At 71.2% G+C, this 20,589-nt stretch carries 18 protein-coding genes; 11 read left to right on the top strand and 7 right to left on the bottom strand.

The window, feature by feature from the left end; translation table 11 throughout:
- Positions 1-78 precede the first annotated feature (78 nt).
- From BWI15_RS22060 to BWI15_RS22050, 3 genes are read left to right on the top strand one after another with little or no spacing between them, the layout of a single operon-like run.
- Entirely contained in the window at positions 79-873 is a 795-nt protein-coding gene (locus BWI15_RS22060) for an IclR family transcriptional regulator (RefSeq protein ID WP_077016373.1), read from the top strand.
- Positions 863-2,131 (top strand): CaiB/BaiF CoA transferase family protein, encoded by a 1,269-nt coding sequence (locus tag BWI15_RS22055; protein ID WP_237771404.1) that lies wholly within the window; start codon positions 863-865, stop codon positions 2,129-2,131. The genes BWI15_RS22060 and BWI15_RS22055 overlap by 11 nt, the downstream gene beginning before the upstream one ends.
- Positions 2,128-2,934 carry a citryl-CoA lyase gene (locus BWI15_RS22050; RefSeq protein WP_077016372.1) on the top strand — a complete coding sequence of 269 codons (807 nt, stop codon included), beginning with the start codon at positions 2,128-2,130 and terminating at the stop codon, positions 2,932-2,934. Before BWI15_RS22055 ends, BWI15_RS22050 begins: the two co-directional genes overlap by 4 nt.
- On the opposite strand, the gene BWI15_RS22045 is transcribed toward BWI15_RS22050, so the two are convergent.
- From BWI15_RS22045 to BWI15_RS22035, 3 genes are read right to left on the bottom strand one after another with little or no spacing between them, the layout of a single operon-like run.
- The gene (locus BWI15_RS22045; protein ID WP_237771403.1) at positions 2,917-4,548 is read right to left on the bottom strand and encodes an AMP-binding protein; all 1,632 of its coding nucleotides are present in this window, start codon (positions 4,546-4,548) and stop codon (positions 2,917-2,919) included. The genes BWI15_RS22050 and BWI15_RS22045 overlap by 18 nt on opposite strands.
- Positions 4,545-5,420, bottom strand: a complete 876-nt coding sequence (locus tag BWI15_RS22040; RefSeq protein ID WP_077016371.1) for an SDR family NAD(P)-dependent oxidoreductase — start codon at positions 5,418-5,420, stop codon at positions 4,545-4,547. The genes BWI15_RS22045 and BWI15_RS22040 overlap by 4 nt, the downstream gene beginning before the upstream one ends.
- A 16-nt stretch (positions 5,421-5,436) precedes the next feature.
- Positions 5,437-6,234 carry an alpha/beta fold hydrolase gene (locus BWI15_RS22035; RefSeq protein WP_077016370.1) on the bottom strand — a complete coding sequence of 266 codons (798 nt, stop codon included), beginning with the start codon at positions 6,232-6,234 and terminating at the stop codon, positions 5,437-5,439.
- A 99-nt stretch (positions 6,235-6,333) separates the two neighbouring features.
- Between BWI15_RS22035 and BWI15_RS22030 the strand changes: the two genes are divergently transcribed.
- The gene (locus BWI15_RS22030; RefSeq protein WP_237771402.1) at positions 6,334-7,404 is read left to right on the top strand and encodes a M24 family metallopeptidase; all 1,071 of its coding nucleotides are present in this window, start codon (positions 6,334-6,336) and stop codon (positions 7,402-7,404) included.
- Here the strand turns inward: BWI15_RS22030 and BWI15_RS22025 are convergent.
- Entirely contained in the window at positions 7,401-8,375 is a 975-nt protein-coding gene (locus tag BWI15_RS22025) for a GlxA family transcriptional regulator (RefSeq protein ID WP_077016368.1), read from the bottom strand. The genes BWI15_RS22030 and BWI15_RS22025 overlap by 4 nt on opposite strands.
- A gap of 69 nt (positions 8,376-8,444) precedes the next feature.
- Between BWI15_RS22025 and BWI15_RS22020 the strand changes: the two genes are divergently transcribed.
- The 3 genes from BWI15_RS22020 to BWI15_RS22010 all read left to right on the top strand — a co-directional run bounded on the left by BWI15_RS22020 (position 8,445) and on the right by BWI15_RS22010 (position 12,491).
- Positions 8,445-9,719: an MFS transporter gene (locus BWI15_RS22020; protein ID WP_077016367.1), complete on the top strand. Its 1,275-nt coding sequence runs from the start codon at positions 8,445-8,447 to the stop codon at positions 9,717-9,719.
- Positions 9,720-9,767: 48 nt separating this feature from the next.
- Positions 9,768-10,271, top strand: coding sequence for a redox-sensitive transcriptional activator SoxR (soxR, locus tag BWI15_RS22015; protein ID WP_077016366.1), 504 nt, complete (start codon positions 9,768-9,770; stop codon positions 10,269-10,271).
- A gap of 99 nt (positions 10,272-10,370) precedes the next feature.
- Positions 10,371-12,491: a RecQ family ATP-dependent DNA helicase gene (locus BWI15_RS22010; RefSeq protein WP_077016365.1), complete on the top strand. Its 2,121-nt coding sequence runs from the start codon at positions 10,371-10,373 to the stop codon at positions 12,489-12,491.
- A 39-nt stretch (positions 12,492-12,530) separates the two neighbouring features.
- Here BWI15_RS22010 and BWI15_RS22005 read toward each other — a convergent pair whose 3' ends face one another.
- Positions 12,531-13,319 carry an ArsR/SmtB family transcription factor gene (locus tag BWI15_RS22005; protein ID WP_077016364.1) on the bottom strand — a complete coding sequence of 263 codons (789 nt, stop codon included), beginning with the start codon at positions 13,317-13,319 and terminating at the stop codon, positions 12,531-12,533.
- Between the two features lie 174 nt (positions 13,320-13,493).
- Between BWI15_RS22005 and BWI15_RS22000 the strand changes: the two genes are divergently transcribed.
- From BWI15_RS22000 to BWI15_RS21990, 3 genes are read left to right on the top strand one after another with little or no spacing between them, the layout of a single operon-like run.
- Entirely contained in the window at positions 13,494-15,005 is a 1,512-nt protein-coding gene (locus BWI15_RS22000) for an SDR family oxidoreductase (protein WP_077016363.1), read from the top strand.
- A 21-nt stretch (positions 15,006-15,026) separates the two neighbouring features.
- Positions 15,027-15,815, top strand: a complete 789-nt coding sequence (locus tag BWI15_RS21995; protein WP_077016362.1) for a GNAT family N-acetyltransferase — start codon at positions 15,027-15,029, stop codon at positions 15,813-15,815.
- A 40-nt stretch (positions 15,816-15,855) separates the two neighbouring features.
- Positions 15,856-16,608, top strand: a complete 753-nt coding sequence (locus tag BWI15_RS21990; protein WP_077016361.1) for an SDR family oxidoreductase — start codon at positions 15,856-15,858, stop codon at positions 16,606-16,608.
- Here the strand turns inward: BWI15_RS21990 and BWI15_RS21985 are convergent.
- Positions 16,605-18,176, bottom strand: a complete 1,572-nt coding sequence (locus tag BWI15_RS21985; RefSeq protein ID WP_077016360.1) for an adenylate/guanylate cyclase domain-containing protein — start codon at positions 18,174-18,176, stop codon at positions 16,605-16,607. The two genes, BWI15_RS21990 and BWI15_RS21985, sit on opposite strands and share 4 nt — an antisense overlap.
- Positions 18,177-18,544: 368 nt before the next feature.
- Between BWI15_RS21985 and BWI15_RS21980 the strand changes: the two genes are divergently transcribed.
- A complete protein-coding gene (locus tag BWI15_RS21980; protein WP_168197357.1) occupies positions 18,545-19,624 on the top strand; it encodes a CapA family protein in 1,080 nt (359 codons plus the stop codon).
- Here the strand turns inward: BWI15_RS21980 and BWI15_RS21975 are convergent.
- A complete protein-coding gene (locus BWI15_RS21975; RefSeq protein ID WP_077016358.1) occupies positions 19,621-20,544 on the bottom strand; it encodes a M28 family metallopeptidase in 924 nt (307 codons plus the stop codon). The genes BWI15_RS21980 and BWI15_RS21975 overlap by 4 nt on opposite strands.
- Between the last annotated feature and the right edge of the window lie 45 nt (positions 20,545-20,589).

Raw genomic sequence — 20,589 nt, 5'->3', positions numbered from 1 at the left:
CCAGGAGGTACAGAGATTCCGTTCTGCGGACCCACGGGTTATCTTCGGCAGTGGAAGTGACCGGCGGAAAGGGGCGGCATGACGGACGGTGGGCCTGCTGGAGAGCGTGAGCTGGCGGGAGTCCGGAGTGTGCACCGGGCTCTCGATCTGCTGGAGCGCTTCGACGACGAGCACCCGACCTGGACCCTGGCCGAACTGACGGTGGCGAGCAAGTTGCCCAAGACAACGGTTCTGCGGCTGGTGACCACGCTGGAGCAGCGTGGTCTGGTGGCCGCGATCGGTCCGGGGCGCTACGCGATCGGGCCGGGCTTCCTGCGCTGGTCGCGGTTGAGCAGCGCGAGCATGGAGATCCCGCCGGCCGTCCGGTCCGCGATGGGCAAGCTGGCCGCCGACACAGGGGAGACGGCCAACCTGTACATCCGGGTCGGGCGGACGCGCGTCTGCCTGGCGCAGGCGCAGGGAACGTTGAGCGTGCGGCACTCGATCGCGGTCGGGTCGGCGCTGCCGCTGTGGGGTGGAGCAGCGTCGCGGGTGCTGCTCAGCGACCCGCCGGTGCTGGCGGCCGATCCGTCGGTGATCGACGACGTCGCCGCCGAGTCACCGTACGGCAGCGACTTTCCGAAGAAGCTGCGGGCGCTGGCGGCGGCGACGGGGGAGCGGGGCTTCGCGATCACCCACGGAGAGCGCGAACTCGGGGCCTCCGGCGTTTCCGCGCCGGTCGTGCGATCCGACGGGCGCGTGGTCGCGGCGGTCGGCGTCGGCGGACCGACGACGCGCTTCAACGAGGACCGGTTGCCGGGCTACGTGCAGGCGGTACGACGCTGCGCCCGAACGATCGGGTCGACCGGCTGGAGCGGGTTCAGTGCGTCCTGACAGCGGTTCGACCGCGGGGGTGTCGGCTGATCTGCTGGCCGGCGTGCGGGTGCTGGACCTGACGAACGTGCTCGCCGGGCCGTTCGCCGGTTACCAGCTGGGGCTGATGGGCGCGGACGTGGTGAAGATCGAGGTGCCGGGCACCGGCGATCTGGCGCGCAATCTCGGTGCCGATCCGGAGCTGAGCGCGCGCGGGCTGGGAATCTCGTTCCTGGCCCAGAACGGCGGGAAGCGCTCTCTCACGCTCGATCTCAAGTCGCCGGGCGGTCGCGAGGTGTTCGAGCGGCTGGTCCGCGGCGCCGACGTGCTGCTGGAGAACTTCCGGCCCGGTGTCCTGGAGCGGCTCGGCTTCGGCTGGGAGGTGTTGCACGCGCTGAACGACGGGCTCGTGTACTGCGCGGTCTCCGGCTTCGGGCAGACCGGGCCGATGCGCGGCCGGCCGGCGTACGACCAGATCATCCAGGGGTTGTCCGGGATGATGAGCGTCACCGGTACGCCGGAGAGCGCGCCCACGCGGACCGGGTTCCCGATCGCGGACACGCTCGGCGGGTACGCCGCGGCGTTCGCGATCTCGGCCGCGCTGGTGAAGCGCTCCCGCACCGGCACCGGCAGTTTCCTCGACGTGTCGATGCTGGAGACCGCCGTGGCCGCGATGGGGTGGGTTGTGTCGGACTATCTGGTCGCCGGCCGGGAACCACGGGCCATGGGCAACGAGAACGCGACCTCCGCGCCGTCCGGCACCTTCGCCACCGCCGACGGCGCGCTGAACATCGCGGCGAACAAGCAGGAGCAGTACGTCGAACTGTGCACGGTTGTCGGGCGGCCGGAGCTGATCGCGGACGAGCGCTTCGCGACCCGGGAGGCGCGCAAACTGCATCGCGCGGAGCTGAAGGGTGAGTTGGAGAGAACGCTCGGAGAGCGCTCTGCCGTCGAGTGGGACGAGTTGCTGTCGACCAGTGGGGTGCCGGTGGCGCCGGTGCTGACCGTGCCGCAAGTGCTTGCCTTGGATCAGGTGACCGAGCGTCGGCTCCTGCACGACGTTCCCATGCCCACGACGGCCCAAGGCGACGAGCTGCCGTCCGAGATCGCCGGGGAGCGCTCTCTGCGCGTTCTCGGAAGCAGCGTCCATGTCGACGGACGACCGGTCGGCCCGGCCCGGCGGCCGCCGCAGCTCGGTGAGCACGTCGACGAGATCCTGGCCGAAGCCGGCTACACCGCGGCGGAGATCGCCGACCTGCGAGCCCAAGGAGCCGTATGAGCGAGTCGGTAGGGGACTGGTGGTCGACCGCGATCACTGACATCGGGCCGGGCGTCATCCGGTTGCGCGGCTACGCCGTCGAGGATCTCATCGGCGCGGTCAGCTACCCGCAGATGGTCTGGCTGATGACCCGCGGCGAATTGCCGACCGCGGCCGAAGCCAAGCTGCTCGAACTCACCTTGGTCGCCGCCGTCGACCACGGCCCCCAGGCCCCGTCCATCGCCGCGACCCGGATGGCGGCCTCCTGCGGCCTGGACCTCAACAACGCGATGGCCACCGGCGTCAACCTGCTCGGCGATGTGCACGGCGGCGCCGGCCAGCAATGCCTCGAAGTCCTTCTCCAGCTACGGGCGACCGTCGAGGCCGGCGAGACGCCCGAGTCCGCAGCCCGCGCCCTCGTTGCCGACTACAAGCACCGCAAGGCCTTCGTCCCGGGCTTCGGCCACCGCTGGCATCCGCGCGACCCACGCCGCGACCCGCTGATCACCGCTCTCCAGCAAGCCGCCGAAGCGGGCACAGTGCGCGGCGACTACCTCGAGCTGGTCCTTGCCCTGGAGCAAGTGCTTGCCGAAGGCACCAAGCCGGTACCGATGAACGTGGACGGTGCCACCGCCGCCATCTACGCCGAGCTCGGCTTCGCCCCCGAGCTGGCCCGCGGGCTGTTCGTACTGTCCCGCTCGGTCGGCCTGCTCGCGCACGCCTGGGAGCAGCGCAACGAGCCGACCCGCATCAAGGGCCCACTGCCGAAGGGCATCAACCCGACGTACACGGGCCCGGCCCCGCGCTCACTGCCCGGAGTCTGACCCCAAGTCCCGCTTGAGCACCTTGCCCGTGGCGGTCCGCGGCAGCTCGTCCAAGACCACGATCTCCCGCGGCGCCTTGTAGCGCGCGAGGTTGCCACGCACGTGCTCGATCAGTTCCTCCGGCGTCGCGTGGCCGTCGAGTACGACGTACGCGACCAGCCGCTGACCGAAGTCCTCGTCCGGTACGCCGACCACCGCCGCGTCGGTCACCGACGGATGCGTGAGCAGGCAGTCCTCGACCTCGCCCGGATAGACGTTCTCACCGCCGGACACGATCATGTCGTCCTCGCGCCCGTCCACGAACAACCGCCCGTGTGCGTCCAGATGGCCCAGGTCCCCGGTGCTCATCCGCCCGTCGACGACCGTCTTGCTGCTGCCGTCGGAGTACCCGCCGAAGACCAGCCCGCCGCCGGCGAAGATCCGCCCGGTCTCGCCGGTCGGCACCGGCCGGTCGTCAGGCCCGAGGATCCGGACGGAGCTGCCCAGGCACGGACGCCCGACCGTGCCCGGCGCGGCCAGCAGGTCGGCCGACGACGCGATCGTCGCGATGCCGATCTCGCTCGATCCGTACGCGTCGCACAGCACCGGCCCGAACTGCTCGATGAAGCGCGCCGCCAGCGACGGCGGCAACGCGGACGCCCCGGAGATCACCGCCCGCACCGATCGCACGTCGTACCGGGCGAGCTCGGTGGGCCCGAGCTCGAGCATCCGCTGCAGCATCACCGGTACGGCGACCACCGACCCCGCGCGCGTCGCCTCGATCGAGCCGAGCACCGCCGCCGCGTCGTACCGGCGGGCCAGCACGAGCGGCGATCCGAGGAACAACGCCAGCATCGAGGTCAGCAGTCCGAGCCCGTGGAACAGCGGCGGGCAGATCACCATCGGCTCACCGGCCCGCAACCCGAAGCGCTGCAGGGCAGAAGCCGTCAGGCCCGCCAGTCCGAGCGCGGTCGGCGCGCGCGGCGCGGCCTTCGGCGTACCGGTGGTGCCCGACGTGAGGATCGTGATGTGCCCCGGCCGGTCCGGCGCCGGCGGTTCCGGCGCACCAAGCGTCGCGAGGTCGTCGAGCCCGCTGCCGTCCTCCCGCCACCCCAGTACGGCGGGAACGTCGGTCTCGACCACGAACTCGTCATCGTGCACCAGCAGGTCCGGCCGATGCCGCTCCAGTACGGCGGCCGTCTGCGGCGCGGCGAACTCCGTGTTCACGAACAACACGTCGGCACCCAGCCGCGAGGCCGCGAGCGTGGCGGCCAGGAAGTGCCGGTGGTTCCGGCACAGCACCGCGACCTTGCTCCCGGCAACGAGTCCGAACTCCGCGTGCATCCCGGCCGCGATCGCCGCCACCCAGCGATCGAGCTCGCCGTACGTCAGCTGGCCCCGCTCGTCGATCACTCCCGCCCGGTCCGGGAACCGGATCGCGGCGACCGCGCCCAGCGCCGCCATCGACTGCCCCCAGCGCCGCAACGCCCGCTCGATCCCGGGCAACTGCGTCGGCCCCGCGGAGCGCCAGACTCCAGAACGCGCCAGCGCCAGCGACACCGCGCCGGCCTCGGCCGCACGCCGGACCAGCCAGTCCGGAGGACGGATCGGCTTGATCGGGCGGATCGGGATCACGACGTGCGCTTTCGTGCGGAGCTCTGCCGGAAGTACAACTCGAACAGCCGGTCCGTCGGCACCCGCAGAAGGTTGCCGAGAGCATCCGCCGGCCGGACCAGCGGCGGCGTGATGTTGTGCGGCCGCTCGGCCACCGCCCGGCAGACCTGGTCGGCAGCCTGCTCCGGCGTCAGTCCCGGCAGGCTGTGCAGAACCGGAGTCGGCTGGCTCATCCGCGTGTGCACCAGCCCCATGTAGACGGTCGACGTGGTGACGCCGTCGTGCCGGAGCTCCTGCGAGATGCACCGCAGCCACACGTCGAACGCGCTCTTCGAGGCCAGGTACGCCGACCAGCGCGCCAGAGGGGGAGTCCGGACGCCGGCCGTCGACACGTTCACGATGTGTCCCGCGCCGCGCTCCCGCATCGACGGCAGCAGCTCGAGCACGAGCTTCGCCGGGCCGAGGTAGTTGACCGAGTTGGTCCGCTCGATGTCGTGGAACCGCTGGTAGGAGTCCGCGATCGAGCGCCGGATCGACTTTCCCGCGTTGCTGACCAGGGCGTCGACCTGCCCGTGGTCGCGCAGCACGTCGACGACCAGCTGCTCGATCGCCGCTGGATCGGCCAGATTGGTCGGATAGATGTGCGCGCGCCCGCCGGACGCCGTGATCCCGTCCGCGACCGCCCGCAGCTGCTCGGCCGTCCGCGCCACCAGCAGCACCGTCGCCCCCGCCGCCGCGAGCCGCCGGGCCGTCGCCTCACCGATCCCGTACGACGACCCGGTGACCAGCACGACCTTGTCCCGCACCGCGTCGCTCAGCCGGGCGTCCGGGATCCCGCTCCGCCCGTTGATCAACGCGACGAGCAACGGCCATCCCGGCGGGCGTCTGTCCATGCCATCGATATTACTTTCAGGTAGCTTCCAGCGACACCCTCCGCAACCACTCGCGGACGAGCGCCGCGAACAGCTCCGGCTGCTCGAGCTGCAGGTTGTGCCCGGCCGCGTCCAGTACGGCGTACGTCGCGCGCGGGTAGTGCGGCAGCAGCGGCCACTGGTCGGCGTACCCGGTCGACGAGTCCTGCCGTCCGCACAGGATCAGCGTCGGCCGCTCGTAGGCCGGTCCGCTTTCAGGAGGTGTGGACAGCGTCCAGTTCTTGCGGATCCGGGCCATCGCCTCGGTGTCGGCGACGTCCAGTCCCGGCGCCACGTCGGCCAGAAAGGCCTGCAGCGTCTCGCGCGTCTGCACGACAGTGATCTCGGTGAAGTCGGCGGCCGCCTGCTCGTCCAGTCCGTCCAGCAGACCGGGGGTGGAACGCAGGACGACATGCTCCGGAACAGTTCGTTCGGCGTTCTCGACCGCCAGCCCGATCGGGCAGATCAGGCCGAGCCCGAGCACCTGCTCGGGCCGCCGTGCGGCGATCGCGCGTGCCAGGTAACCGCCGTACGACTCACCGAGCAGCAGGAACGGCTCCGTGCCGATCTCGTCGTCGACGAACTCCAGCACGGCGTCGAGCATGCCGTCCGAGCTGTCGATCGACCCCGCGGGGCTCCGTCCCATGCCGGGCAGGTCCGGGTAGATGCGGCGATAGCCGGTGAGGTCGGCGAAGACCGGCTCCAGGCAGCCGGACATCAGCCGGTGGTCAGGAGTCCAGCCGTGCACGGCCAGGACCGGTACGCCCTCGCCGTAGGAGACGTGGTGAAGTGGCATGGCGGTAGTTCTAACAGGGCCCGCCGACATAGTGTCGGGCACATGAGTCGTCGAGCGTTGCATCAAGTAGCTCCGGAGCCGGGTGTGCTCAGGAGGCGGTTGGAGCGAGCGCAGGAGGTGGCTGCCGGGACCGGGCTGGTGATCGCGCCGGGCTCCGATCTGCGCTACCTGATCGGGCAGGGAGGCGGTTCGTTCGAGCGACTGACCGCACTGGTCGTGCCGGCCGACGGCGCCCCTGCGCTCGTCGTACCGAAGCTGGAAGCGCCTGGGTACGCCGACGTGCCGCTGAGCGAGCTGGGTGTCGACGTGCTGACCTGGGTCGACGGCGACGACCCGTACGCGCTGGTCGGCGACCGGCTGGGCAAGGCGGACCGCGTGGCTGTCAGCGACTTCGCCATCGCGCTGCACGTGCTCGCGTTGCGGCAGGCGATGCCGTCGGCCGAGCAGGTGCTGGCCGGGCCGATCGTGCGGGAGCTGCGGATGCGCAAGGACGCGGCTGAGATCGCCGAGTTGAGGGCGGCCGGGGCGGCGATCGACCGGGTGCACGCGCGGGTCCCGGAGTTCCTTCGGGCCGGGCGGACCGAAGCAGAGGTCGGCGCGGACCTCACGGCGGCGATCGTCGAGGAAGGTCATGTCCTGGCGGACTTCGTGATCGTCGGCAGCGGACCGAACGGCGCGAGCCCGCACCACGACGTGTCGGACCGGGTGATCGAGGCCGGCGACGTGGTGGTGGTCGACATCGGCGGGCCGCTGCCGTCCGGCTTCAACTCCGACTCCACCCGGACCTACGCGGTCGGTGAGCCGCGGGACGCCGACGTGCGCGCGACGTACGCCGTACTGCAGGAGGCGCAGCAGGCGGCGGTTTCTGCCGTACGGCCTGGTGTCACGGCCGAGTCGATCGACGCCGCGGCCCGGTCGGTGATCGCGGCTGCGGGGTTCGGCGACTACTTCATCCACCGGACCGGGCACGGCATCGGCCTGGACGTGCACGAGGAGCCGTACATCGTCGCGGGCAACGAACTCGTGCTGGAGCCGGGGATGGCGTTCAGCGTCGAGCCGGGCATCTACCAGCCGGGCCGGTGGGGTGCGCGGATCGAGGACATCGTCATCGTCACCGAGAACGGCGTCGAGTCGGTCAACCAGCGTCCGCACGACCTCCTGGTCGTCTAAACCGCCCGGAAAGTCTTCCGGTACGCCAGCGGCGAGACGCCGAGGCTGCTCCGCAGGTGGTGACGCAGTGAGGCCGCCGTACCGAGTCCGGCGGCTTCAGCGATCCGGTCCACCGGCAGGTCTGTCGTCTCCAACAGGTGACAGGCATGGCGGACCCGTTGCTGCAGCAGCCAGGTGCCGGGGGACTGGCCGGTCTCGGCCTTGAAGCGCCGGCTGAACGTCCGCACACTCATCCGCGCGTACGACGCCATGGCGGCCAGGCTGATCTCCTGGTCGAGCCGCTCCAGCGCCCACGCGCGGGTGGGCCCGGTGCCGTCGCTGCCCTCGTCCGGGACGGCCCGCTCGATGAACTGCGACTGACCACCGTCCCGCCACGGCGGTACGACGCAGTGCCGGGCCGCGCGGTTGGCCACCTCGCTGCCGAAGTCGCTGCGGACCAGGTGCAGGCACAGGTCGACGCCGGCGGCCAGTCCGGCCGAGGTGATCACGTCGCCGTCGTCGATGAACAGCAGGTCCTCGTCGAGCTTCACCTGCGGGTAGAGGGCACGGAACATGTCGGCGCGGATCCAGTGCGTCGTCGCCGGGCGGCCGTCGAGCAGTCCGGCCGCGGCGAGCACGAAGGCGCCGGTGCAGATCGACGCGATCCGGGTGCCGGGGCGGATCAGCCCGAGCGCTTCGGCGACATCGTCCGGCAGGGTGCCCTCATGGCGCGCCTGCGGGAGGTAGGTCCCCGGGATGATCACCGTGTCGGCCTCGGCCAGCACCTCGGCGCCGTAGTCCGGGACGACCGTGAAACCGGCCGAGGCGCGCACCGGCTCGGCGCGGACCCCGCAGACCTTCACGTCGTACAGAGGGGTGCCGTCGGCGCGGGCGGCGGCGCCGAAGACGGTGGACGGGATGGTCAGGTCGAATCCGACCACCGGGTCCAGGGCGAGCACGGCGATGCGGTGCGGCGTACTGGATGCGGCCATGGCCACATCTTGACACATGTTGGCATTCAGGCCACTGTTTCGGCGCGGCAAAGCTTCGATACTCGGTGGGTGACCGAGATCCTGGAGAAGAAGACCTACCGGCTGCACCGCGCCTGGCCGGTCGCCGCCGTCGGTTTTGTCACGCTGATCGGCGCCGCCGGCTTCCGGTCGGTGCCGAGTGTGCTGCTGGACCCGCTGCACGAGGAGTTCGGCTGGTCGCACACGACGATCTCGGCCGCGATCTCGATCAACCTGCTGCTCTACGGTCTGATCTCGCCGTTCGCGGCGGCGCTGATGGACCGGCTGGGCCTGCGCAAGGTGGTCAGCGGAGCACTGGTGCTGATCGCGCTCGGCAGTGGGCTCACGGTCTTCATGGACTCGTCCTGGCAGCTGCTGCTGTGCTGGGGGCTGCTGGTCGGTGTCGGCACCGGGTCGATGTCGCTCACGTTCGTCGCCACGATCACCGGGCGTTGGTTCGTGGCGCGACGTGGGCTGGTGACCGGCCTCCTGACCGCCGCGGGCGCGGCGGGCCAGCTCGTCTTCCTGCCGCTGATCGCGGCCCTGGCGACGTCGTACGGGTGGCGGGTGCCGGCGCTCGTCGCCGCGGCTGCCGCGCTGGCGGTGGTGCCGTTGGTGCTGCTGTTCCTGCGTGACTACCCGAGCGACGTCGGACTGCGCGCGTACGGCGCCCCGGAGGGCAGTACGGCGGGCCAGCGGGTCACCACGACCGGGAGCAGCTCGATGCGAGCGCTGACGGCGCTGCGCGACGCGGCACGACGGCCGGCGTTCTGGCTGCTCGCGGGTGGTTTCGCGATCTGCGGCGCGTCCACGAACGGGCTGGTCGGCACCCACTTCGTCACCGCCGCGCACGACCACGGGATGCCGGTCACGACGGCCGCGTCGCTGCTCGCTCTGGTCGGGGTGTTCGACGTCGGCGGCACGATCATCTCGGGCTGGCTGACCGACCGCTGGGACCCGCGGTACCTGCTGATCGCGTACTACTCGCTGCGTGGGCTGTCGCTGCTGGTGCTGCCGTCGCTGCTCGGGCCGTCCGCGCAGCCGAGCGTCTGGGTGTTCATCATCTTCTACGGGCTGGACTGGGTGGCGACCGTGCCGCCGACGGTCGCGCTGTGCCGGGAGTGGTTCGGGGTGGACGGGCCGATCGTGTTCGGCTGGGTGTTCGCGTCGCACCAGATCGGGGCCGCGCTCGCGGCGACCGGCGCCGGCGCGATCCGGGACGTGCAGGGCAGCTACAACCTGGCCTGGTACCTGGCCGGTGGCTTGTGCGCCGCGGCGGCGCTGATGTCGGCGAGCATCGGACGGCGCCTGGTGCCTGCTGCCTGACCGTGGGTTAGCCTCGACTTCGGTTGAGGTCGGTCGGGAGGAGTTGGCATGGACATCGAACCGGGTGAACTGACCGTCGGGCAGCTGTCCGAACGCAGCGGTGTGGCGATCTCCGCGCTGCACTTCTACGAACGCCAGAACCTGATCGTCAGCCGGCGGACGTCCGGTAACCAGCGCCGCTACAAGCGCGACACGCTGCGCCGGGTCGCTCTGATCCGGATCGCCCAGCGGGTCGGCATCCCGCTCGCCGACGTCGCCGGGATCCTGGCGCTGCTGCCCGACAACCGCACTCCCACCCGGCAGGACTGGGAACGCATCTCCCAGTGCTGGCAGGCCGAGCTCGACCGCCGCATCGTCCAGCTCGAACAACTCCGCGACGACTTCAAGGACTGCGTCGGCTGCGGCTGCCTGTCCCTCGACCGCTGCGCCCTGGCCAACCCGTACGACGCGTTGGCGGCCCGCGGCCCGGGGCCCCGGCGTCTCGTGGACACCGCCGGCACTCCCTGCCGCCCCAACGCCTGCGCGGACACCACGTGCGAGGTCAGCGCTTAAATTCCAGCGGTCCGGAGGCGCCTCTTCTCACCCCAGGTTTTCCACAGGTTGAGGTCCGGGGCCCACGCGTTGGGGGTGCGGGCGTCTAGGGTCGTCGGCATGGGTGATGCGTTGAAGTTGTCCGAGTCCCGCGCCGCGACCGCCGCCGGGGTGATCTCGGCGATCGCGGGGGATTCCGCGCGCTTGCGGGACGACCAGGAGACCGCGGTCGCCGCGCTGTGCGAGCCCAACGCGCGGGTGCTCGTCGTCCAGGCGACCGGCTGGGGCAAGTCCGCGGTGTACTGGGCCGCGACCGCGATCCGCCGGTCCGAGGGTGCGGGGCCGACGCTTGTCGTCTCACCTCTGCTGTCCTTGATGCGCGACCAGGTGGCCGCCGCCGCGCGCGCCGGGTTGCGGGCCGCGACGCTCAACTCGTCCAACGTCGACGACTGGTCCTCGATCGAGACCGACCTGCGTTCGGGCGCGATCGACGTCCTGCTCGTCTCGCCGGAGCGATTGGCCAACCCGGGCTTCGGGCGCCGCGTCCTCGACGGGCTGGCCGGCCAGATCGGCCTGCTGGTGATCGACGAGGCGCACGCGGTCTCCGACTGGGGACACGACTTCCGGCCCGACTACCGGCGCGTTTCCGAGGTCCTGCAGAAGCTCAACCCGCAGACCCCGGTGCTCGCGACGACCGCGACGGCCAACAGCCGCGTCACCGAGGACGTCGCGCACCAGCTCGGCGAGTCGACGCTGGTCCTGCGTGGTCCGCTCGCGCGGTCGAGCCTGCAGCTCGCGGTCGTGAACGCGTTGTCCCCGCTCGACCGCTTCGCCTGGGTGGTCGACCATCTGCCGAAGCTGCCCGGCTCCGGCATCGTCTACACGTTGACCGTCGCCGACGCGCAGCGTCTGGCTTCGGCGATCCAGGAGGTGCACGGCGCCGCCGTACCGGTCGCGGCGTACACGGGTGGGCTGGAGTCGGGGGAGCGGGAGAGTCTCGAGGACGCCCTGCGAGAGAACCGGCTGAAGGCGCTGGTCGCGACGTCCGCGCTCGGCATGGGGTACGACAAGCCCGACCTCGGCTTCGTCGTGCACGTCGGCTCGCCGCCGTCGCCGGTGTCGTACTACCAGCAGGTCGGGCGGGCCGGCCGAGGGATCGATCACGCCGTCGTCGCGCTGCTGCCGTCGGACGCCGACGCGGGCGTGTGGGACTACTTCGCGACCGCGACCATCCCGGTGCCCGAGCAGGTGAACCGCCTGCTGGCCGGCCTCTCGGCGTACGGGCCCGACCAGCCGGCGACCGTGCCGTCGCTGGAGGCCGAGACCGGGCTGCGCCGCGGCCGGGTCGAGCTGATGCTGAAGCAGCTGGCTGTGGACGGCGCGGTCGAGCGGGTCGAGCGTGGCTGGGTGCGGACCGACGTGCCGTGGACCTTCGACGCGGCCCACTACGACGGCATCGTCGCCGTACGTCGGCGCGAGGCCGACATCATGCGCGCCTACACCCGCGGCGAACGTTGCCTCATGCAACTTCTCCAGGAGTCCCTGGACGACCCGACCGCCGAGCCGTGTGGCCGGTGCTCGGTCTGCCTCGGCCTGCTTCCGGACCCGCTCACCGCGAGCCCCGACCCGGAGACGGTGCAGGCGATCACGCGCCAGCTCCGCGGGGAGACGCACGTGCTCGAACCGCGCAAGATGTGGCCGGGCGGAGCCTTCGGCGCCAAGGGCCGGATCCCTCCGGGCCTGCTCGCCGACCCGGGCCGGACCATCGTCTTCGCCGACGCCCCCGAGTGGCGGGAGGTGCTCCGCTCCACCTTCGGCACAGACACTCCGGATCCGGCAGCGCTCGACGCGCTGAAGGCGGGATGCGTAGCGGCGCTGTCGCGCTGGCGGGATGCGTGGTCGCGGCGTCCCGAGGTCGTCGTTCCGTTGCCCGCCGCGGGCAGCCGCGCCCTCACGACCGCCGTCGCCGACCACCTGGCCGAGATCGGCCGCCTCGACCGGGCGGACCTTCCGCTGCAACCGTTCGGCTCGATCGACGATCTGTCCTCCGCCGAGGAGGCCAAGGTCTGGCGGGACGCGATCGAGATCGACGGCGCCACGGCGCAGTCCGTCACCGGTCGCTCGGTCCTGCTGGTCGTCGACGCGTCGTCGTCCCAGTGGCCGATCACAGTGGCCGCCGCCAAACTCCGGGAGGCCGGGGCTGCGGCTGTGTTGCCTCTGCTCATCCATCGCCGCCCGTAGTCATCCCGCCACCTCAGGACGGCCTGGTCGCGGTGTGGGTCAGGCGTCCTGGAGGGCCTCGGCGGTTTCGGTGAAGGACTTCAGGTCGGACAGGAGTTTGACCCAGCCTTCGCTGACCATCGAGCGGATCCGGCTGCCGGGTTCGAAGCCGGTGTGGATGACGGTCAGTTTCACCTGATCGCCGTCGGGCTCGAGCTCGAAGGTGACCGTCGACAGCGGTTCGGCGCGGGTGGCGGCCTCGTCCTCGGCGCTCAGCTCCACCGCGCGCGCGAACTCCGGCGTGATCGTGTGCCAGGTGTAGGACAGCCGCTGGTACGGCTCGTGCTCGACGACCTTCTGACCGGCGCCGGCCATCGTGACGTCGCCCATCTTCCAGGTCATCGGTGCGCCGGGCTGCCAGTCGGTCTCGTGGTGCAGACCCCAGTACTGCTGCGTGAACTGCGGTTCGGTCAGGGCGCGCCACAGCCGTTCGGGCGTGGTCCGGATGTAGGTGGTGTAGACGAAGTCGGTGTCGCTCATGGTCTGCTGCTCCAATGCGGTCTTGAGGTCGGCGAACAGGCGCGCCCGCCGGCGGTCGTACCGGGTGATCCAGCGGTCCGCGATGGCGTTGATCGGTTCGGCGTTCAGGTAGTGCAACTTCTCCCGGCCGCGCCGCACGGTGGTGACGAGGTTGGCCGCCTCCAGGACGGCGAGGTGCTTGCTCACCGACTGCCGGGCCATCTCGAGCACGGCGCAGAGTTCGCGCAGGGTCTGGCCGTTGCGCGCGTTCAGCTCGTCCAGCAGCCGCCGCCGGCTCGGGTCCGCGAGAGCGCGGAACACGTCGTCCATCACGCTGTACCACTCCTAACAGGCAGCCCGCTGGCTGCCTTTCGACAATAGGCAGCCGTCAGGCTGCATGTCAACTGGAGCAGGAGCCCGCAATCTCGGCCGGGCTGTCGCCGTCGGCGATCCCGTTGCGCACGTTCGGCGTGGCGAGGCCCGCGAACGGGAACCCGCTGTGGCGTGACCTCCCCCGCTTCCGACGGCCCGAAGCTCGTCCTCGTCACCGGTGTGACCGGCTACATCGGCGGACGCCTGGTGCCCGAACTGCTGAAGGCCGGCTACCGCGTCCGCGCGATGGCCCGGAACCCGCGTCGCCTGGAGGGCCGCGAGTGGTACGACGACGTGGAGGTCGTCGAGGCCGACGCGGGGGACCGGCACCAGGTCGAGGCCGCGCTCGAGGACGTCGACGTCGCGTACTACCTGATCCACGCGCTCGGCACCGGCAAGAAGTTCGAGGCCCGGGATCGGCACACCGCTCGCACGTTCGCGGCCGCGGCGCGCGAGGCGGGCGTCGGCCGGATCGTCTACCTCGGCGGGCTCTACCCCGACGACGAGGAGCTGTCGCCGCATCTGAGCTCGCGCCGCGAGGTCGGCGAGATCCTGCTCGCGTCCGGCGTACCGACGACCGTGCTGCGGGCTGCCGTGATCATCGGGTCCGGATCCGCGTCGTTCGAGATGCTGCGCTACCTGACCGAGCGGCTGCCGGTGATGGTGACGCCGCGCTGGCTCAGCACGCGGATCCAGCCGATCGCCGTCCGCGACGTCCTGCACTATCTGGTCGGCAGCGCGGAGATGCCGGGCGGCGTCAACCGCGGCTTCGACATCGGCGGTCCGGACGTGCTGAGGTACCGGGACATGATGCAGCGGTACGCCGACGTGTCGAGCCTGCGGCGGCGCCGGATCGTGACGCTTCCGCTGCTCACCCCATCGCTGTCCAGCCACTGGGTCGGCCTGGTGACGCCGGTGCCGAACAGCATCGCGCGGCCACTGGTCGACAGCCTGATCCACGAAGTGGTCTGCAAGGAGCACGACATCGCGCGGCACGTGCCGGACCCCCAGCCGGGGCTGATCGGCTTCGACCAGGCGGTCGAGCTGGCGCTGAAGCGGGTGCAGGATCTCGACGTCACCACGAGCTGGGCCTCCGCCGCCACGCCGGGCGCACCGAGCGACCCGCTGTCGAGCGATCCGGCCTGGGCCGGCGGGTCCCTCTACGTGGACGAACGGGAGAGCGCGATCTCCGCGTCGCCCGACCGGCTCTGGACGGTGATCGAAGGAATCGGTGGCGGCAACGGCTGGTACTCGTGGCGGCTGGGCTGGTGGGCTCGTGGTCTGCTCGACCGGTTGTTCGGCGGGCCGGGACTGCGGCGCGGCCGGCGGAACCCGAAAGATCTGTCGGTCGGCGATCCGCTCGACTGGTGGCGGGTCGAGGAGATCGACGAACCGAAGCTGCTGCGGCTGCGCGCGGAGATGCGCCTGCCGGGACTCGCCTGGCTGGAGCTGATCGTCGACCAGGACGACCAGGGCCGGACGGTCTTCCGCCAGCGAGCGCTCTTCCATCCGCACGGGCTGCCCGGCCAGCTCTACTGGTGGGCGATCAAGCCGTTCCACGGCATCGTGTTCGGCGGGATGCAGCGCAACATCGCGCACGCCGCGGAGCAGCAAGCGGGATCGGACGAGGCGAAATCGTCTTGACGGCGTGCCGACCATGGATGGATGGAGATCACCAGCCTCGGCTACCGCACCGACCTCTTGCTGCTGGCGCTCGGCGGGAGCGAAGTCACCGACGCCGGCGACCACGTCGTCGTCCGGACGCCGGCCAACCCGACGTACTGGTGGGGCAACTTCCTGCTGCTCCGGTCGCCGATCGAGCCCGGTGAACTCGACCAGCGCCTGCGGGATTTCGCGAGCACCTTCCCGGACGCCAAGCATGTTGCCTTTGGCATCGATTCGGTGGACGGCCGGGCCGGTGACGAGCCCGAGCTGACCGCGGCCGGCCTCGAGATCGAGCGCAGCACGGTGATGACGGCCCGAGCGGTGGTCCCGCCGAGCCGCCCGAACACCACCTCGACGTACCGGTTCCTGACGAGCGACGACGACTGGCAGCAGTTGGTCACGCTCGACCTGGCCGCCAACCCGACGGACCGGGAGGGGCACGAGGAGTTCGTGCGTCGGCGGGTCGCCGCGCACCGGGCGGTGGTCGAAGCGGGTCACGGGCAGTGGTTCGGCGCGTTCGACGGTGATCGGCTGCAGGCGTCGCTGGGGCTGCTGACCGACGGCTCCGGGGTGGCCCGGTTCCAGAATGTGCAGACCCACCCGGACGATCGTGGGCAGGGCATCGCGACCACGCTCGTGCACCGCGCGTCGGAGTACGGGCTGGGGGAGTTGGGGGCGAAGACGCTGGTGATGGTGGCGGATCCGGAGTACCTGGCGATCCGGATCTACCGTGCGCTCGGGTTCGAGGGGACGCAGACGCAGGTGCAGGTGACCAAACCCGCGCCGTAGCCGTCGATCTGCCGCGGCGAGGCGTGAAAAGGTAGGCGGTATGACTGGTACTGAGGGTGCGCGCGGCGTCGCGCTGGTGACTGGTGGGAGTCGTGGAATCGGTGCCGCGGCGGCGATCGGGCTGGCGCGGGACGGGTGGGACGTCGGGATCAGCTACCGGACCCGCCAGGACGAGGCAGCGCGCGTGGTGGGGACCTGCGAGGCGATCGGCCGGCGGGCGGTGGCGGTCGCGGCCGATGTCGCGGAGGCCAAGGACATCGAGCGGCTGTTCGACGGCGTGGCGGCTTCGCTCGGCCCGATCGGTGCCGTGGTCAACAATGCCGGCGTGGTGTCTCCCGCCGGCCGGGTCGACGAGTACGACGTGGAGCGGCTGGAGCGGGTGTTCCGGATCAACACGATCGGCGCGTTCCTGGTCGCGGGCGCGGCGGTCCGCCGGATGTCGACGGCGCACCGGGGAGCCGGCGGGGTGATCGTCAACGTGTCGTCGCGCGGTGCGGTGCTCGGTTCGGCGGGAGAGTACGTCGACTACGCGGCGAGCAAGGCGGCGGTGGACACGCTGACCATCGGTTTGGCGAACGAGGTCGCCAGTGAGGGGATCCGGGTGCTGGGCATCCGGCCGGGCCTGATCGAGACCGAGATCCACGCCGAGGGCCGGCTGGAGCGGATCGGCTCGACGCCGCCGCTCGGGCGTCCGGGCACGGTCGAGGAAGTGGCCGAGCTGATCGTGTTCCTCGCCTCGGACCGGGCGTCGTACATGACCGGTTCGATGGTCGACGTCGCCGGCGGCCGCTAGGGCGCGTGTCTCCTCGGGTGGGCCAGGCGGGTCGACGTGGAGCGGCCGCGGACGGTGACTTCCTCGCCGGGCTGCCAGTGCTCGGACTCCGATGGGGCCGACTCCTCGACGGCAGCCATCGCTGCGAGCAGGTGGTGGTCGGTCTGCTTGGCCAGGTCGCTCAGCCGGGCGGCTTCGTTGACCGGGTCGCCGATCACCGTGTACTCGTAGCGGCGCACGTCGCCGACCGTGCCGGCCACGACGGTGCCGGCCGCGATGCCGATCCCGGCCGTTGCCTCAGGCAACTCTTCGGCCAGCCGCCGGGTCAGCGCGCGGCCGGCCCGCAGAGCGCTCCCCGCGGCGTCCGGCAGTTCGGTCGGGGCCCCGAACACGGCCAGGACGGCGTCGCCGGCGAACTTGTTCACGAAGCCGTCGTGGCGGTCCACCTCGTCGACGACGATCGCGAAGAACCGGTTGAGCAGCTGGACCACCTCGGTCGGCGGCCGGTTCGCGGCCAGTTCGGTCGAGCCGACCAGGTCAACGAACAGGACGGCGGCGAAGCGCTCCTCGCCGCCGAGCGAGTCGCCGGTCAGGGCTTCGCGGACGACGTCGGCGCCGACGTACCGGCCGAACAGGTCGCGGATGCGTTCGCGCTCGCGCAGACCGGCGGCCATCTGGTTGAAGCCGGATTGCAGGGAGCCGAGCTCGGTGCCGTCGAACACCGGGATCCGGACGTTCAGCTCGCCGTCGCCGATCAGCGTGAGCGCGGTCCGCACCGATCGCACCGGTGCGCTCACGGACCTTGCCGACAGCAACGTGAGCAGCCAGCCGAAGACCAGGACGGCGCTGCCGATCACGAGGATGATCACCGACAGCCTGGTCGCGGAGACGTCCTTCTCGATCAGCGCGATCACGGCGGTCAGCATCAGGCCGATCACCGGTACGGCCGATCCCGCCGCCCAGAAGAACACCGTGCGCGCCTTGAGTCCGGCAGCCAGCAGCCGACGCGGCGGGGCGCCGTCGGCGAGGGCCCGGGCGGCGATCGGACGCAGTGCGAACTCGCTCAGCAGGTACGACGCCGCGCAGGTGACGGTACCGCCGTCGACCGTGGTGATCAGAACGCGGAGAACGCTCTCTGGTTCCAGCGCGAGGGTGAGCAGGGTGAAGAAGACCGTGGCGAGCAGCCAGAGCAGGACCTGGATCGTCGTCAGCCGCAACGGGAGCCGGAGCGTGGCGATCTGCTCCTCGCGGGTCGCCGGGCGGTCCTCGAGCACCCAGTCGGTCACGCGCAGCGCGAACCGGGTGCTCCAGATCGCGCCGACCAGCAGCGCGAACACGAAGTACGCCGGGAACGCGACCCAGCGCACCAGGTTTAGCTCGTCGCTGTCGCTCGGCGGGCCGGGCAGCACCCAGACGGCGAGCGTGAACACGACCGCGGCGCCGACCATGTTGGTGCCGATCGAGAAGAAGGTCAGCAGCATCTGCGCGCGGATCCGCAGCATCCGGGGACTCTGGTCGACCGGCCCCAGCAACCACGATCCGAACGGCCTGCGCTGCAGCACCACCTCGGGGCTGCTCTCCGGCATCATGCCTACAGTCTGCAAGTTCCCGGCTCCGAACAGGCACACCGCCCCGCAGACCCGAGTGTTTGGGACCGGGCGGCTACTTTGGCGGCATGGGTGTGCGGGTGAGGCCCTGGGTGGTGCTGGCGCTCGTCGGTACGACGGTCGCCGGGGGTGTCGCGTGTTCGGAAGACGGCGGTTCGCCGCGGGACGGCGGACCCAGTCAGTCGGCGACGCCTCCGAGTGGATCACCTCCGCGTTCGCCCTCTCCTGCGCCGCAGCGCGAGCCGTTGGCGCTGGTGGTTCATCCGACCCGGGCTGTGCAGGATGTGGATGCCGGAACCGCTCGGCGAGTGGCGAACGGCGGCGTGACCAGCTGGCGTGGTTTCCGAGTGGTGGAGAGCGTTGACCAAGTAGCCCGCGACGTGAGGGCGCTGGCGGTGGTGCCTGCTTCGCAGGTGTCGCCGGTCGTGCGGCCCTGGACCGTGAACGGCGTCGATCCGCTGGCGGACCCCGAGCGCTACCCGTTGACGACGGCCGGCGGGACGCCGCAACAGGTCGTGAACCTGACAGTCGGCGGCGACGTGATGCTCGGCCGCCGGGTGGCGACCGCCGCCGCGCGAACGGGAGACGCGGCGCGACCCCTCCGCGCGATCGGCCCTCGCCTGAAGGCCGCGGACCTCACCGTGCTGAATCTGGAGAGCACGCTCTCCCGGGCCGGAACCGCACAGCAGGGCGGCGACTCGTTCGCGGCTCCACCAGGCGTCGTCGCCGGCTTGCGGGACGTCGGCGTGGACGTCGTCTCGCTGGCCAACAACCACACCGGCGACTTCCAGGACCGCGCGCTGGTCGAGACGGTCCGGCAGCTCAGGGCCGGCGGCCTTCAGCCAGTCGGTGCCGGAAGCAACTATGCCGAGGCGGCCCGGCCGGTGGTGGTGACGCGGGACGGCGTGCGGTTCGGGTTCCTCGCGTTCAACGCGATCGGCGAGACGCCGCGGGCGACCGCGACCTCGCCCGGCGCGTTCGAGCTGCGCATGCCGCCGCGGACCGGCCCGCTCAACCAAGCAGACCTCAACGCACTCACCACAGCGATCCAGAACCTTCGCAAACAGGTCGATGTCGTCGCCGTCCTGCCGCACTGGGGCCAGCAGTACACGCACGAGCCGGTACCGGCCCAGCGGACCGTCGCGGCCGCGCTCACCCGCGCCGGCGCCGACCTGGTGATCGGCGGACACCCGCACTGGGTGCAGAGCGCGCAGTTCAGCGCCAGCAAAGCCGTCGTTCACTCGCTCGGCAACCTGGTCTTCGACATGGACTTCGCCCGGCAGACCCAGGAAGGCGTCCTGCTCGAGCTGACCTACTGGGGCAAGACGCTGAAGGCCGCGCGACTGACGCCGTACGTGATCGGGGCGGACTTCAGCCCGCGCGTCGTCACCGGGGCGCGGGCCGAGCAGATCCTGGCGGACCTGCGTTAGCCGAGCCAGCTGACGACGACCTTGCCCACCCGGTCGAGCTGCGCCGGGTTGACGACGTTCGGGAGGTCCCGGGGGCTGTGGTAGGCCGCGTACGGCGTACTGCCGATGCGCGCGCCCGGCAGACCGGCCCGGACGAAGGACCAGTGATCGCTCGACCTGTTCACACACGCCCGAGTCGGTACGCCGACCCGCGCGGCCGCCGCGCGCACCGCGTTCCGCGTCGCCGTCTGCGTGTCGGTAGCCGAGCAGACCGGTACGACGTCGCCGACGCCGACCCGGTCGAGCGAGACCATGCCGCGCATCGCTCGGCGGTGCGCGGCGGGCAGAGCGGCGACGTAGGCGCGTGAGCCGTAGTGGTGGCGGTTGTCGCCGTCTCCGCGCGGTTCCTCGGCGCCGAACGCGATGAAGACGGTCGGCAGGCGCAGCGAGCGCGATGTGGTGAGCTGAGATGCCTGGAGAAGGACAGCGACGCCGGATGCGTTGTCCTCGGCGCCAGGAGCTTGCGGAACCGTGTCGAGGTGAGCGCCCACGACCTGATGCGGCTTGCTGGGGTCGAAGCCGGGTCTGGTGGCGACGAGGTTCCAAGTGGTGCCCGCACGGACCTGGACTCCCCAGGAGTCGCCCGCGGGGACCTGCAGCCGCTGACGCCGTACCTGGTAGCCCGCGGCGACGAATCGTTGCTCCAGCCAGGTCAACGCCTTCAGATACGTGGCACTGGTCGCTTCACGCGGTCCCAGCCCGGCCAGGTGGCGGACGGTCGCCATCGGGGAGTCGAGCGACGGCCGAGGTGTCGGCCGCGAAGAAGAAACTGGAGGCGTAGGAGCAGGGGCGGAGGTCGGAGGGGTCGACGGCGTCGGCGTCACAGTGCTGCTGGTGCAGGCGGTGGCCGCCAGCAGAGTCAGCAGGACGGTGAGTCGCATGCCTCCATCCTGCCCACGGCGGGCAACTTGGCACGGCGCTGCCCC

The organism is Kribbella sp. ALI-6-A (genome assembly GCF_001984195.1).
Classification (GTDB): domain Bacteria; phylum Actinomycetota; class Actinomycetes; order Propionibacteriales; family Kribbellaceae; genus Kribbella.
Note: the sequence above shows the minus strand (reverse complement) of the source record. Positions and strands in the feature narration are given on the sequence as shown.